This window comes from Rhizobium sp. CBN3, assembly GCF_030518245.1.
GTDB lineage: Bacteria > Pseudomonadota > Alphaproteobacteria > Rhizobiales > Rhizobiaceae > Rhizobium > Rhizobium aethiopicum_A.
Genome location: NZ_JAULSE010000004.1, coordinates 1 through 13,964, shown reverse-complemented (window position 1 = coordinate 13,964; position 13,964 = coordinate 1). Strand labels below are relative to the sequence as shown.

Below are 13,964 nucleotides of genomic sequence, written 5' to 3'. Positions count from 1 at the left end.
CAAAAGCGAAAAAATCTCTGCCAATTTCCCATTTCCGCCGGCAAAAAAGCATCAAAACAATGCCCGAGGCCTCTCTTTTAGCGATTTTTTCGAGAAATCTTCTGCTAGCTTGCGAAAAACTAGACCATTGCGGGGAGGCGATTCATGGCTGCCAGAAACAATCCCAAGCGGGAGAAGCAGATCGAAACTGCGCGCAAGATGGCCAAGGCGATGAGCGAGGCGCATCTCGATCCGGAAATTCTCTTCGGCCGGGCGAGCAATGATGATCTGGAACTCTATACGCCCGACATGCTGGCGCGCTCCGCCGTGCATTCGGCAAAGGAACTTGCCGCCTGGAACGGCAAGGCGCCCCGCGTCAGCATCGACACAATTGCCGAGGTGACGCCTGGCGGCACCGCCGTTTCGGTGCTGTCGGTGACTGACCGGAACATGCCTTTCCTTTATGAATCGGTCATGGGTGAAGTGACGAGCACCTACCGCGATCTGTTCATGGCTGTGCATCCCATCCTCGTTATGGAAAAGGGCAAAGCCCCCGCGCTCTATTCCGCCGACCACCCGAGCGATCCGGCCGCGCGCGTCAGCCATATCCAGCTCCATATTGCCCCGTTGAACCCCACCCAGGCCGCCGATCTCGTCAAACGCGTCCAGACCGTGCTCGAACAGGTCCGCCTGTCGGTCTCGGACTGGAAGCCGATGCTTGCCAAGCTCGACGGAGTGATCGCCGAACTCTCGGCCAACGGCGCCGGCCGCAGGAAGGCCGAACATGCCGAAGCGGTGGCCTTCCTGACCTGGCTGCGCGACGAGAATTTCACTTTCCTCGGCATGCGCGAATATGTCTATTCAGGCAAAGGCGCCGACGCCAAGGTTGAGCGGGATAAAGGCGCCGGGCTCGGCATCCTCTCCAACCCGGACGTTCTCGTGCTGCGCACCGGCAAGGACGCCGTGACCACGACGCCGGAGATCCTCGCCTTCCTCGACGGGCCTGAGTTTTTGATCGTCACCAAGGCGAATGTAAAATCGATCGTCCATCGCCGCGCCTATATGGATTATGTCGGCGTTAAACGTTTCGATGCCGAGGGCAACGTCACCGGGGAACTCCGCATCGTCGGCCTTTTCACCTCGACGGCCTATACTTCGCTCGCCTCCGAAATCCCGCTGCTGCGGTCGAAGATCGAAAAGGTGAAGGAGCATTTCGGCTTCGATCCGATGAGCCATTCCGGCCGCATGCTCGACAACACGCTGGAATCCTACCCGCGCGACGACCTTTTCCAGATCGACACGACGCTGCTTGCAAGCTTTGCCGAGCAGATCAACGATCTCGCCGACCGGCCGCGCGTGCGCGTTCTACCGCGCATCGACCATTTCGACCGCTTCGTCTCGGTGATCGTCTATGTTCCGCGTGAGGAATATGACTCGATCGTGCGCGAGCGGATCGGCACCTATCTGAAGACGGTCTATGACGGCCGTGTCTCCGCCTATTACCCGGCTTTTCCCGAAGGCGGCGTCGCGCGCGTGCACTTCATCATCGGCCGTTCCGGCGGCAAGACGCCGCGTATTCCGCAGGCAAGGCTCGAGCAGAAAATCCGCGAAATCACCGCCCGCTGGGACGACCGTTTCGAAGCGCTCGCCGGACCAAAGTCGCCGAGACTATCGATCGATCAGGCCTTCCAGGATTCTTTCACCCCTGAGGAAACCGTGGCCGACCTCGCCGACATCGGCGCCTGCGCCGGCGGCGAGCCGCTCCGCATCCAGTTTTATCATCGTCCGGAAGAACAGGGCCGTATCCTCTCGCTGAAGATCTTCCATGCCGGCGGTCAGCTGGCCTTGTCGCGCCGCGTGCCGCTTCTCGAGAACCTCGGCTTCAATGTCGTCAGCGAACGCACCTTCGACATCGGGGTGCAGGTCGCCGATGGCGCAACCCAACTCGTCGTGCTGCACGACATGGAGCTCGAGGCCCGCACCGGCGGCGAAATCGATCTGCACCGGTATGGCGCCGCCCTCGAGGAAGCCTTCGTCGCCGCCTTCGCCGGCACGATCGACAATGACAGCTTCAACCGGCTGATCCTTTCGGCCGGGCTTTCGGCACGCGAAGCCAATGTGTTGCGCGCCTATGCCCGTTATCTCCGCCAGGCCGGCATCGCCTATTCGCAAGATTACATCGCAACGACGCTCGACAAATATCCTGGTGTGGCCGCCGCCATCTTCCGCCTGTTCCACGACACGCTCGACCCCAAGCTTTCCGACAAAGCCCGCGTCAAGAAGATCGCCGACCTGCACCAGGCGATCGAGGCCGACCTTGCCAACGTGCCGAGCCTGGACGACGACCGTATCCTGCGCCGCTACGTCAACATCGTCGACGCGACGCTGCGCACCAACTATTTCCAGAAGAACCCGGACGGGTCGCCGAAAGCCATGCTGGCCTTCAAGCTCGATCCGCACCTGGTCGACGGGCTGCCGCAACCGAAACCCTTCCGCGAAATGTTCGTCTACGGCGTCGAAGTCGAAGGCGTGCACCTGCGCTTCGGCAAGGTGGCGCGCGGCGGCCTGCGTTGGTCGGACCGCGCCGAGGATTACCGCACCGAGGTGCTCGGTCTGGTCAAGGCGCAGCAGGTGAAGAACGCCGTCATCGTGCCGGTCGGCGCCAAAGGCGGCTTTTATCCCAAAAAGCTTCCGGTGGGCGGCAGCCGCGACGAGATCTTCAATGCCGGCCGCGAGGCTTACAAGACCTATATTCGCACGCTGCTTTCGATCACCGACAACATCTCCGGCGCCGAGATCATACCGCCGACGGACACGATCAGGCTCGATGGCGACGATCCCTATTTCGTCGTCGCCGCCGACAAGGGCACAGCCACCTTCTCCGACACCGCCAATGCGTTGGCGCAGGAAGCCGGCTTCTGGCTGGACGACGCCTTCGCCTCAGGCGGCTCGGCCGGCTACGATCACAAGAAGATGGGCATCACCGCCCGCGGCGCCTGGGAAACCGTGAAACGCCATTTCCGCGAAATGGACATCGACATCCAGACGACACCCTTCACCGTCGCGGGTGTCGGCGACATGTCGGGCGACGTCTTCGGCAACGGCATGCTGCTCTCTCCGAAGATCCGGCTCCTTGCCGCCTTCGATCACCGCGACATCATCATCGACCCCGATCCCGATATGGAGAAGACGCTGGCCGAGCGCCAGCGCCTCTTCAATCTGCCGCGATCGAGCTGGCAGGACTTCGATAAAAGCGTGCTTTCGAAGGGCGCGATGATCATTTCACGTTCAGCGAAATCTGTGACGCTGACGCCGGAAGCGGTTGCCGCGATCGGCATCGACAAAGCCGTGGCCACGCCCTTCGAGATCATGACGGCGATCCTGAAGAGTCCGGTCGACCTGCTCTGGTTCGGCGGCATCGGCACCTATGTGAAAGCGCCGTCCGAAACCGACACCGAAGTCGGCGACCGCGCCAATGACCCGATCCGCATCACCGCGGCGGAGGTGGGCGCCAAGGTGATCGGCGAAGGCGCAAACCTCGGCGTCACCCAGAAGGGCCGCATCGCCTATGGCCTGAAGGGGGGGCGCTGCAATTCCGACGCCATCGACAACTCGGCCGGCGTCAACACCTCGGACGTCGAGGTCAACATCAAGATCGCGCTGGCGGCCGCCATGCACGACGGGCGGCTGACGCGGGCAAAACGCGACCAGCTTCTGTCGTCGATGACCGCCGAAGTGGCGGCCCTGGTCCTGCGCAACAACTATCTCCAGTCGCTGGCGATCTCGCTCATCGAACGCAAGGGCACGGCAAACGGTCTGGAGCTCGCCCGCTTCATGAGCGTGCTCGAAGCCGCCGGCCAGCTGAACCGCAAGGTCGAGACCTTGCCGGATGACCAGACGCTGGCCGAACGTTACACGGCCGGCAAGCCGCTGACGCGGCCGGAAATCGGCGTGTTGCTGTCCTACGCCAAGATCGTGCTCTTCGATGCGCTCGCCGCGAGCGACCTGCCCGACGACCCCTATTTTGCCGCGACGCTGTCGAATTACTTCCCCGTCAGAATGCAGAAGTCGAACGCCGGCGACATATTAAGCCATCGGCTGCGGCGCGAAATCATCGCGACCGTGCTGGCCAATGAAGCGATCAACCGCGGCGGTCCGAGCTTCACCGTCGCGATGATGGACGCGACGGCAGCGTCGGCGCCGGAGGTCGTGCGTGCCGCAATCGTCGCCCGCGACGGGTTCGACCTCAACCGGCTCTGGGCCGAGACCGATGCGCTCGACGGCAAGATATCGGGCGGGGTGCAGAACCGCATTTACGAGGAAATCAGCCACAGCTTTATCGTGCTCACGCGCCTGCTGTTGAAAACCGCAATGACCAAAGCCGACATGGCCGAGGTAATTAGTCGGCTTCAGGCTGCCCTGAAGAAGTTGCGGCCTGCTTTCGCCGAACAGGCCGCCGGCGATGCTGCCGCACGCCAGGCGGAATATGCCGAGGCCGGCGTGCCCGAAAAGCTCGCGGCCGAAATCGCCAATCTCCAGAGCTTCGCGCTGGTGCCTGAGATCATGCAGATTGCCGAGCGCACCGGCGAGTCGCTGGTGCGCGCCGCCGAAAATTATTTTGCCGTGTCGAAGACCTTTCGCATCGCCCGGCTGCTGGCGGCCGGCGGCCGCATTCTCACCTCCGACCATTACGAAAATCTGGCGCTGGCGCGCAGCATCGACCAGATCGCCAGCGCCCGGCGCGACATCGTCATCTCGGCGCTTTCCGATCACGGCAAGGAGAAGCTGCCCGTCCAGGCCTGGCATGCGCAGGATCGCGTCCGCATCAACCGCATCGTCGAGGAGCTTTCGAGCCTCAGCGACAGCGGCGATCCCAATCTTGCGCGCATCACTGTTGCCGCAGGCATCCTGACCGATCTTGCGCGCGACCGGGCGAGGTGAGACAGTCCGCCAAAAAGGAGCGGATGTTGAATCGCATAGACTGGACAGGAACGCAGCCGCCGAAAGCCACGGAGAAGGGCATCTGGGGGTGGATGTTCTTCGATTGGGCGGCCCAGCCTTTCTTCACGGTGGTCACCACCTTTATCTTCGGGCCCTATTTCGTCTCCCGGCTGACCAATGACCCGATGTCGGCGCAGACGACGTGGAGCAACATGGCGACGATCTCGTCCGTGATCATTGCCCTGCTCTCGCCCGTTCTCGGCTCGATCGCCGACCAGTCCGGTGCGCGCAAACCCTGGATCGGCTTCTTCGCCATCATCAAGATCGCCAGCCTCTTCGGCCTGTGGTTTGCAGCCCCGGGTTCGCCTGTCCTCTATCCGGTGATCTTCATGATCCTCGCCTCGGTTTCAGCTGAGTTTTCGATCGTCTTCAACGATTCGATGATGCCGCGGCTGGTCGGCAAGCATGAGGTGGGCAAGCTCTCCAACACCGCCTGGGGGCTCGGTTATCTCGGCGGCATGATCGTGCTGATTGCGGTCGTCACGCTTCTGGCGGCAAACCCGGAAAGCGGCAAGACCGTTCTCGGCCTCGATCCGCTTTTCGGCCTCGATCCCAAGACCGGCCAGGATGCGCGCATCACCGGGCCGATTTCGGCCGTCTGGTACCTGATTTTCATCCTGCCGATGTTCTTCTTCACACCCGACGTCGGCAGAGGTCTGCCCTTCGGCACCGCCATCCGCGCCGGCCTGCGGGAACTGAGAAACACGCTCGGCGAACTCCGGGAACGCCGCAGCATCCTGAAATTCCTCATCGCCCGCATGATCTATCAGGACGGCGTCAACGGCCTATTGATCCTCGGCGGCGTTTTCGCCGCCGGCATGTTCGGCTGGGCGACGATCGAGATCGGCCTCTACGGCATCATCCTGAACGTCGTCGCGATCTTCGGCTGCCTGATCGCCGGCCGGGTCGACAAGGGCGTCGGTTCCAAGGTCACCGTCGTCATCAGCCTCACCATGCTGCTTCTCGCCACCATCGGCATCATCTCGACCGGGCCGGGTTATACCCTGTTTGGCGTGATGCCGCTGCCGATCGCCGATTCCGGCGGCCTCTTCGGCACCGCCGCGGAAAAGGCCTATATCTTTTATGGCCTGCTGATCGGGCTCGCCTTCGGGCCGGTGCAGGCCTCGTCGCGCTCCTATCTCGCGCGCAGCGTCAGCCTCGAGGAAGCCGGCCGCTACTTCGGCATCTACGCGCTTTCGGGGCGCGCCACCAGTTTCATGGCGACGCTGCTTTTCTCGCTGGTGACCTACCTGAGCGGCTCGCCGCGGCTCGGAATGGCGACGCTGATCCTGTTCCTCGCCGGCGGCCTGGTGCTGCTGATCCGCACACCCTATCCGGCCGATCGGATCTGACAATTCTTCGGCAGCGTCAGTGCCGGAAGTGGCGCATGCCGGTAAAGACCATGGCGACGCCGTGTTCGTTGGCGGCGTCGATGACCTCCTGGTCTCGCATCGAACCGCCCGGCTGGATAACCGCTGTCGCCCCTGCGGCGATCATCGACAGAAGACCGTCGGCGAATGGCAGGAAGGCTTCGGAAGCAACCGCCGAGCCCTGCGTCATCGGCGTGGGGAGGCCGAGCGCCTTGGCGGCCTCTTCGGCCTTCAGCGCCGCGATGCGGGCGGAATCCACCCGGCTCATCTGGCCGGCGCCGATTCCGGCCGTCTGGCCGTCCTTGGCATAGACCACGGCGTTCGATTTGACATGTTTGCCGACCTTGAAGGCGAATTTCATATCGTCAAGCTCCTGCGCCGTCGGCGCGCGCTTGGTGACGACCTTGAGCTCCAGATCCTCGACCATGCCGTTGTCGCGGCTCTGGACGAGCAAACCGCCGGAAACAGTCTTTGCCGTCAGTCCCGGCGCGCGCGGATCGGGCAGGCCGCCGGCCGACAGCAGCCGCAGGTTCGGCTTGCGAGCCACGATCGCCTTGGCCTCCTCGGTAACGTCGGGCGCAATGATCACCTCGGTGAAGAGCTTGACGATCTCCTCGGCCGTTTCGGCGTCCAATATCTGGTTGAGCGCGATAATGCCGCCGAAGGCGGAAACGGAATCGCAGGCGAGCGCCCGCTGATAGGCTTCCACCAGGCTCGAGCCGGTGGCGACGCCGCAGGGATTGGCATGTTTGATGATCGCGCAGGCCGGCGCCTTTTCCGGCAGGAATTCGGCGACGAGTTCATAGGCGGCATCGGTGTCGTTGATATTGTTATAGGAGAGCTGCTTGCCTTGCAGCAGGACAGCCGTCGAAACACCCGGACGCTTCTCGCCCGTGACATAGAAGGCGGCCTTCTGGTGCGGATTTTCGCCGTAACGCATCTCTTCCTTCAGCACGCCGCCGATGACGCGGTGGCGCGGCGTGTCGATCGCCAGCGCTTCGGCAAACCAGTTGGAAATCGTGGCATCATAGGCGGCGGTCCGGGCATAGGCCTTGGCAGCCATGCGCTGGCGGAAGGCATAGGCGGTCTTGCCGTCATCCGCCGAAAGCTGCTCCTTGAACTCGGCATAATCATCTGGATCGGTCAAAGTGGTCACATAGGCATGGTTCTTGGCCGATGCCCGGATCATCGCCGGACCGCCGATGTCGATATTTTCGACGGTCGTCGGATAATCGCCGCCGGCCGCGCGCACCTCTTCGAAAGGATAGAGGTTGATGACGGCAAGATCGATGCCCTCGATGCCGTGCTTCTTCATCGCTTCCTGATGCTCGCTATCGTCGCGAATCGCCAGCAGGCCGCCATGCACGGTCGGATGCAGCGTCTTGACGCGCCCATCCATGATCTCGGGAAAGCCGGTGATCTCGGAGACGTCGGTGACATCAAGACCAGCAGCGGCGATCGCCTTATAGGTGCCGCCGGTCGACAGCAGACGCACGCCTCTTTCGGACAGCGCCCGGGCGAGCTCGACGATGCCGGTCTTGTCGAAAACGGAGAGGAGCGCGGTCTTGATTTCGACCTTGTCCGGGGCGGGGATCTTTTTGGAAATGACGGCCATGAACCTTCTCCGTTCGGGCTTCGGGAGATATCCGCTAGAGCATGAGGCCGAAAAGTGTGAGCGGCTTTCGGACGAGATCCTGCCTTAGCGACGTTTTCTTGCTGTCGCCGCGTTAGCACAGCTTTGACGCCACGCAAACAGCACTGATGCTCTGCCTTTCGATTTAGTCCCGGATTCGAATTGGCGAGCCGGCAATCCCGTCTAAGCTCTACGGGACAGGAACCAGCGGATCTCGGTCTTCTCGGCCAGATCGAAATCGATCTCGATCTGGTCAGAGCCGCAAATGCCGGAGCTGTCGGCAAAGAAGATGTCCTCGGAAATCAGCACTTCGTTGCCGGGGGCGGAGAACAGCCAGCTTTCGCCGTCCGGCGCCGTCAGCAGCACGGATTCCCCATCGCTCTGCTGCAGAACGATGGACGGATGAATGTGAAAACGGGCGACGGCCTTCAGGGGCTCGTCACTTTCATATCCTTCACGCCGGAAGAGCCGATCGTGACCTGTCACCATCGAGCCTGCGGCATTGAGCGTCAGCTCACGCTCGTGCAGCACGCCGAACGTCCTGAGATAACCGTCATGGCTGAGCTTGATGCTGTCGCGCCCATCCTCCGTTTCCAAACGTTCGACGGTGACGGTTTTCACCGGTTCGGTGATTGCGTGATCGAGGAAAGGCGAGTGTGAAAAACGGCTGGATGAGGTGTCGTTGAGGATGACGGTCGAATGCGCCGCGGTCGTGCGCGCCATCTGCACATAGCGGTGTCCGGCAAATTTCGGCGAGCCGGAATTGACGATGAAGCGATGGCGGCCGGACGACATTTCGAAGGAAAGGCTGCCCGCATGCGCGGTGCGCACTGCGCCGCCTGAAGGCGGCGTGCCGGTATCGGCGATGATAACCGTCTTGCCTCCGGAAAGCCGCTGATAGCGCGACTGCGGCAAAGCTTTGAATGGCTGGCCGGCGGTCTCGTCATATCTGAGCACCGACATCAGCTCATTGGCCAGCGTCGAGGTTGCTCCGTTGAAAAGCGCCAGGTCCCCGTCCTGATGCCGGAAAAACCGCAGAGCCGGATACATGCGGTCGATGCCGGAGATCAGCTTCTGCGGCAGATCATGACCGAGATTGACGTAAGTCTGCCGCAGCGGCAGCAGGTCGAGCAGCAGTTCCAGGCCGATGCGCGGGTTGCGCGAGATATGGCCGCCATCCGGCAGAATCTGGCTATCGAATTGACGGTCGAGCGCCTGCGCCGCTCTTCGAAGCGTGGAGGCGCGGGCCGGCATGGCAACCGAGGCCATGGCGAGCGCGATGCGCAGCCGGAACAGTTCCAGGCCGCCGAGCGTATAGGGCGCCATGCGATGCAGGAACCTGACCTGGAAAGCCAGCGACTTCATGAAACGGCGATAGAAGCCGCGATCGGCATTCTGCAGCACGACAGGCGAATGCGACAGCCAGGCGATGACGCGCTGGGCGGTGACGTCGGTCTCCCAGGCAATTCCTTCCATACGACCGGCATGGATGGAAAGCCAGCTGTCGACGATGGCGCGAGCAGCCGCCGCGCTACGCTCCGTCTTGTGCGCCCGCATGTGCCGCAGCCAGCCGAAGCTGTGCAGGCGGGTCGCAAAAGGCCGCGAGGGCAGGGTGAAGGTGAAGGGCGATTTGCCGTTCGTTTCCAGCATGCGCCCGGCCAGAAGGAAACGTCCATTGAGAATTTCGTCGGCCACATGCGAATCGATGCCGCGAAGATCGGTCGGAGCGACGATCAGACGCTCGGGCGGTTTGATCGAATGGCGAATGAGCTTCAGGCGCAGCAATGCGACGCGGCGCAAGGCGCGCCGCCAAGCTTCCCGAACATACATGCTCGCAAAACGCCGACCGGACTGCATATTCTATTGTCTATTGACCCTCGTGGTTAAGAATAGGTGAAAAGCAGCCGATTTCATCGCCCACAATGAATTAATTCGTGACAAAGTTCGAATATAAGAAAATTAGTGCATGTCATTCGAGGACATTCCGGCGTTTCGCAAAGAATGACGGACGTGCTGCTCTCGCAGGGTGGCGATTCGGGCGATGTGTTTGAGGCTTGATCAGGCCACTCGCCGCAGCACCGCCGCGTAGAAGCCATCGAGGCCGGAGGCGATGCCTTCTGGCATCTTCAGCATGGTCGGAAGCGTACGGAATTCGCCGAGCGGCGTGATCGCCGCTTCAAGACCGGGCCAGTCGCCCGCGCTGATCGGAACGCGCTCGATTGCGTCCGTATCGGAAAGAATGCGGGCGACGACCTCCTCACCCTCGGCCGGATCGAGCGAACAGTTCGAAAACACCAGCGTGCCGCCGGGCTTCAGCAAGGTCAGCGCATGACGCAGCAGCCGCTCCTGCAGCGCCGCCAGCCTCGCGATATCATCCGGCCCCTTGGTCCACAGCACGTCGGGGTGCCGGCGCGTCGTACCGGTGGAAGAGCAGGGGGCGTCGAGCAGGATCGCATCGAAGCCTTCCGTCGGCTTGAATGTCGTCAGATCTGTCGCAACCGTTTCTGCCCTGAGGCCAAGCCGGTCGAGATTCGACCGCAGCCGTCTTAGCCGGCTTTCCGACTGATCGAGTGCGGTCACCGCACCGCCGGCAAGGATGAGCTGCGCTGTCTTGCCGCCGGGCGCAGCACAGAGATCGGCGGCACGTTTGCCCGAGAGATCACCGAAAAGCCTGGCCGGAATGCTTGCCGCCGCATCCTGCACCCACCAGGCACCCTCGTCGAAGCCCTCGAGTGACGGAATTCCGCCGTCAAAGGCGGCAAGCCGCACGCCGCCCGTCGGCAGGGCAACGCCGTTCAGCTTCTTCGCCCAGGCTTCGGCGTCGGATTTGACGGTCAAATCGATCGCCGCAGGTTCGAGCTGCGATTGCGAGATCGCCAGCGCCGCGTCGCGGCCATAGGTTTTTTCCAGCCGTGTAAGGAACCAGCCCGGCATCGGCGGAACCTTGCCGATCTCCTCCAGCACCTCGTCCTTTTCGCGGCCGAGCCGGCGCAGCACCGCGTTGACCAGCTTCGCGAAGCGGCGATTGCGTGGATCGAGGTTGGCCTGCTCGACGGCAAGATCGACGGCCGAATGATCCGGCACGTCGAGATAGAGGATCTGCGCAGCCGCGATTGCCAGAACATGGTGCAAGGCCCGCGCACCCTCCGGCAGCGGCGATTCCAGCAGCGAAGCAATTGCGGCATCGATGCGCGGCAGATGGCGCAGCGTCGTGTTCAGAATGGCGCGGACAAGGGCGCGATCGCTCTCGCCAAGCGCCTTATAGGCCGGATTGCCATGTTCATGATCGAGAGCGCCGTCGAGCGGCAGCTTGCGGTCGACGACGGCAGCCAGAATTTTTGCCGCCGCCGCCCGGGCCTGCAGGCCGGGCTTGGCTGACCCCGATCGGTCGCCGGAAGGTTTCTGTTTCCGGAATGGCTTTTTCGTGCCGTCTGAATTCAAGACCACGGACCTTTTGGCGGTTGCGAACCACCGCGACCCGTATTCGGAACAGAGCGCGATTTGCGCGACGGATTAGCAGCACGCACCGGTCCCGTCGAGACATTCATGCCGCTTTGCGCCATCTCCTGCAGCGCGGCAATGCGGTTTTCCGTGTTCGGATGGGTGGAAAACAGATTGTCCATGCGCTCGCCGGAAAGCGGATTGATGATGAACATATGCGCCGTCGCCGGATTGCGCTCGGCATCCTCATTCGGCACATGAGCCGCGCCGCGGGCGATCTTTCCAAGTGCGGAGGCGAGCCAGAGCGGATTGCCGCAGATTTCGGCGCCGCGGCGGTCGGCCGAATATTCACGCGTGCGGCTGATCGCCATCTGCACCAGCATGGCGGCGAGCGGTGCGACGATCATGGCGACCAAAACGCCGATGAAACCGAGGGGATTATTGTTGTTGTCGCGGTTCCCGCCGAAGAAGAAGGCGAAGTTGCCGAGCATCGAGATCGCGCCGGCAAGCGTTGCCGTGATCGTCATGGTCAACGTGTCGCGGTTCCGGATATGCGCGAGCTCATGCGCCATCACGCCTGCGACCTCCTCGGGAGACAAGGCAGCGAGCAGGCCCGTCGAGGCGGCAACGGCAGCATTTTCGGGATTGCGGCCGGTTGCGAAGGCATTCGGCTGCGGGCTGTCGTAAAGATAGACCTTCGGCATCGGCAGGCCGGCATTACGGGCGAGATCGCGCACGATTGCAAAGAATTCCGGCGCATTGCGTTCGTCGATCTGCTGCGCGCGATAGGCCGCGAGCACCATGCGATCGGAGTTCCAGTAGGAGAAGAAATTCATGCCGGCGGCAATGAGAAAGGCGATCATCATGCCGCCCCGACCGCCGATCAGAAAGCCGACGAACATGAAAAGCGCCGTCATGAAGGCAAGCAACATGGCAGTGCGAACGAGGTTCATTGCGAATCTCCAACTCCGAATTCGCCATCGCAAGCTTTCATTCCCGGCGACCGCGCATTATGATTTGGTTATTCACCCGCCATTTTCAATATTTCCGGCAGGAGAAGGCGATGCAGGAAGCCGATAACGACAATAGCCAAACGCCGACATTGGAGGGATCGGAGCAGCCGCGCAAGGTGCTGTCCCCGGCGGCCCGACGTGCGCTTGCCGAGGCTGAGGAACGGCGGAAGAACCAGAAGCCGCTGGAGCTGCCACCTGAGATCGGCGGCCGCGGCGGCGCCGAGCCCGCCCGCTTCGGCGATTACGAGATCAACGGCCGGGCAATCGATTTTTAAGCACGGATTGTCGGGCCCGAAATCCGGGCCTCGTGCAGGCCATCCAAATTCAGCCAGCCAAAACAAAGTGAGCCGCCCGGACTCGGATGGTCGGAGCGGCTCTGTATATCAGGCGGTCGCCTTGTTCTGCCGGTTGGCGATCAGATCGTCGACGACGGCGGGATCGGCGAGCGTCGAGGTATCGCCGAGAGCGCCGAAATCGTCTTCGGCGATCTTGCGCAGAATGCGGCGCATGATCTTGCCGGAGCGGGTTTTGGGCAGGCCGGGCGCGAACTGGATCTTGTCGGGCGCGGCGATCGGGCCGATTTCGGCGCGCACATGTTTCACCAGTTCCTGGCGAAGCGTGTCAGTGCCTTCGTGGCCTGCCATCAAGGTCACATAGCAATAGATTCCCTGACCCTTGATCGAATGCGGATAGCCGACGACCGCGGCTTCCGACACCAGGTTGTGCGAGACGAGGGCGGATTCCACTTCGGCGGTACCTAAGCGGTGGCCTGAGACGTTGAGCACGTCATCGACACGGCCGGTGATCCAATAATAGCCGTCTTCGTCGCGCCGGCAGCCGTCACCGGTGAAGTACTTGCCCTTGTAGGTGGAGAAATAGGTCTGGATGAAGCGCTCGTGATCGCCGTAGACCGTGCGCATCTGGCCCGGCCAGCTGTCGGCGATGCAGAGATTGCCGTCGGCAGCCCCTTCCAGCACCTTGCCCTCATTGTCGACCAGCTCAGGCTTGACGCCGAAGAACGGCGTGGTCGCCGAACCCGGCTTCAGATCGGTGGCGCCCGGCAGCGGCGTGATCATGTGGCCCCCGGTTTCCGTCTGCCACCAGGTATCGATGACCGGGCAGCGCTTGTCGCCGACCACATTATAATACCATTCCCAGGCTTCCGGATTGATCGGTTCGCCCACAGTGCCGAGCAGGCGCAGCGAAGAGCGCGAAGAGCGCGTGACGAATTCGTCGCCGGCGCCCATCAGCGAGCGGATTGCCGTCGGCGCCGTATAGAAGATATTGACCTTGTGCTTGTCGATCACTTCCCAGAAACGGCCCTGATCCGGGAAATTCGGCACCCCCTCGAACATCAGCGTCGTCGCACAGTTCGCCAGCGGCCCATAGACGATATAGGAATGGCCGGTGACCCAACCGACATCGGCCGTGCACCAGTAGACGTCGCCGTGATGATAGTCGAAGACATATTCATGCGTCATCGCCGCATAGACGAGGTAACCGCCGGTCGTGTGCAGCACGCCCTTC

The 13,964-nt window shown here is 62.2% G+C and carries 8 protein-coding genes; 3 read left to right on the top strand and 5 right to left on the bottom strand.

The annotated features are described in order from the left end of the window. The first annotated feature begins 144 nt into the window (after window positions 1-144). Both QWJ46_RS07855 and QWJ46_RS07850 read left to right on the top strand, forming a co-directional pair. A complete protein-coding gene (locus tag QWJ46_RS07855) occupies window positions 145-4,920 on the top strand; it encodes an NAD-glutamate dehydrogenase (RefSeq protein ID WP_302750295.1) in 4,776 nt (1,591 codons plus the stop codon). 23 nt (window positions 4,921-4,943) lie between these two features. Further along, on the top strand, window positions 4,944-6,332 hold the full coding sequence (locus QWJ46_RS07850; RefSeq protein WP_302750293.1) for an MFS transporter: 1,389 nt from the start codon (window positions 4,944-4,946) through the stop codon (window positions 6,330-6,332). A gap of 16 nt (window positions 6,333-6,348) precedes the next feature. Here the strand turns inward: QWJ46_RS07850 and purH are convergent, their stop codons facing one another. The 4 genes from purH to htpX all read right to left on the bottom strand — a co-directional run bounded on the left by purH (window position 6,349) and on the right by htpX (window position 12,377). After that, window positions 6,349-7,965, bottom strand: a complete 1,617-nt coding sequence (gene purH / locus QWJ46_RS07845; protein ID WP_302750291.1) for a bifunctional phosphoribosylaminoimidazolecarboxamide formyltransferase/IMP cyclohydrolase — start codon at window positions 7,963-7,965, stop codon at window positions 6,349-6,351. A gap of 201 nt (window positions 7,966-8,166) precedes the next feature. After that, window positions 8,167-9,840: a heparinase II/III family protein gene (locus tag QWJ46_RS07840; protein WP_302750290.1), complete on the bottom strand. Its 1,674-nt coding sequence runs from the start codon at window positions 9,838-9,840 to the stop codon at window positions 8,167-8,169. A gap of 201 nt (window positions 9,841-10,041) precedes the next feature. Beyond that, complete coding sequence (locus QWJ46_RS07835; RefSeq protein ID WP_302750289.1) at window positions 10,042-11,430, bottom strand: RsmB/NOP family class I SAM-dependent RNA methyltransferase; 1,389 nt, start codon at window positions 11,428-11,430, stop codon at window positions 10,042-10,044. Then, window positions 11,421-12,377 (bottom strand): zinc metalloprotease HtpX, encoded by a 957-nt coding sequence (gene htpX / locus QWJ46_RS07830; protein ID WP_302750287.1) that lies wholly within the window; start codon window positions 12,375-12,377, stop codon window positions 11,421-11,423. Before htpX ends, QWJ46_RS07835 begins: the two co-directional genes overlap by 10 nt. Window positions 12,378-12,487: 110 nt before the next feature. Here htpX and QWJ46_RS07825 point away from each other — a divergent pair, with 110 nt between their 5' ends. Continuing rightward, window positions 12,488-12,712 (top strand): DUF1674 domain-containing protein, encoded by a 225-nt coding sequence (locus QWJ46_RS07825; protein ID WP_302750285.1) that lies wholly within the window; start codon window positions 12,488-12,490, stop codon window positions 12,710-12,712. A 108-nt stretch (window positions 12,713-12,820) separates the two neighbouring features. On the opposite strand, the gene QWJ46_RS07820 is transcribed toward QWJ46_RS07825, so the two are convergent. Further along, window positions 12,821-13,964: acetate--CoA ligase (locus QWJ46_RS07820; RefSeq protein WP_302750284.1), on the bottom strand; the 1,144-nt coding region annotated here is incomplete at its 5' end.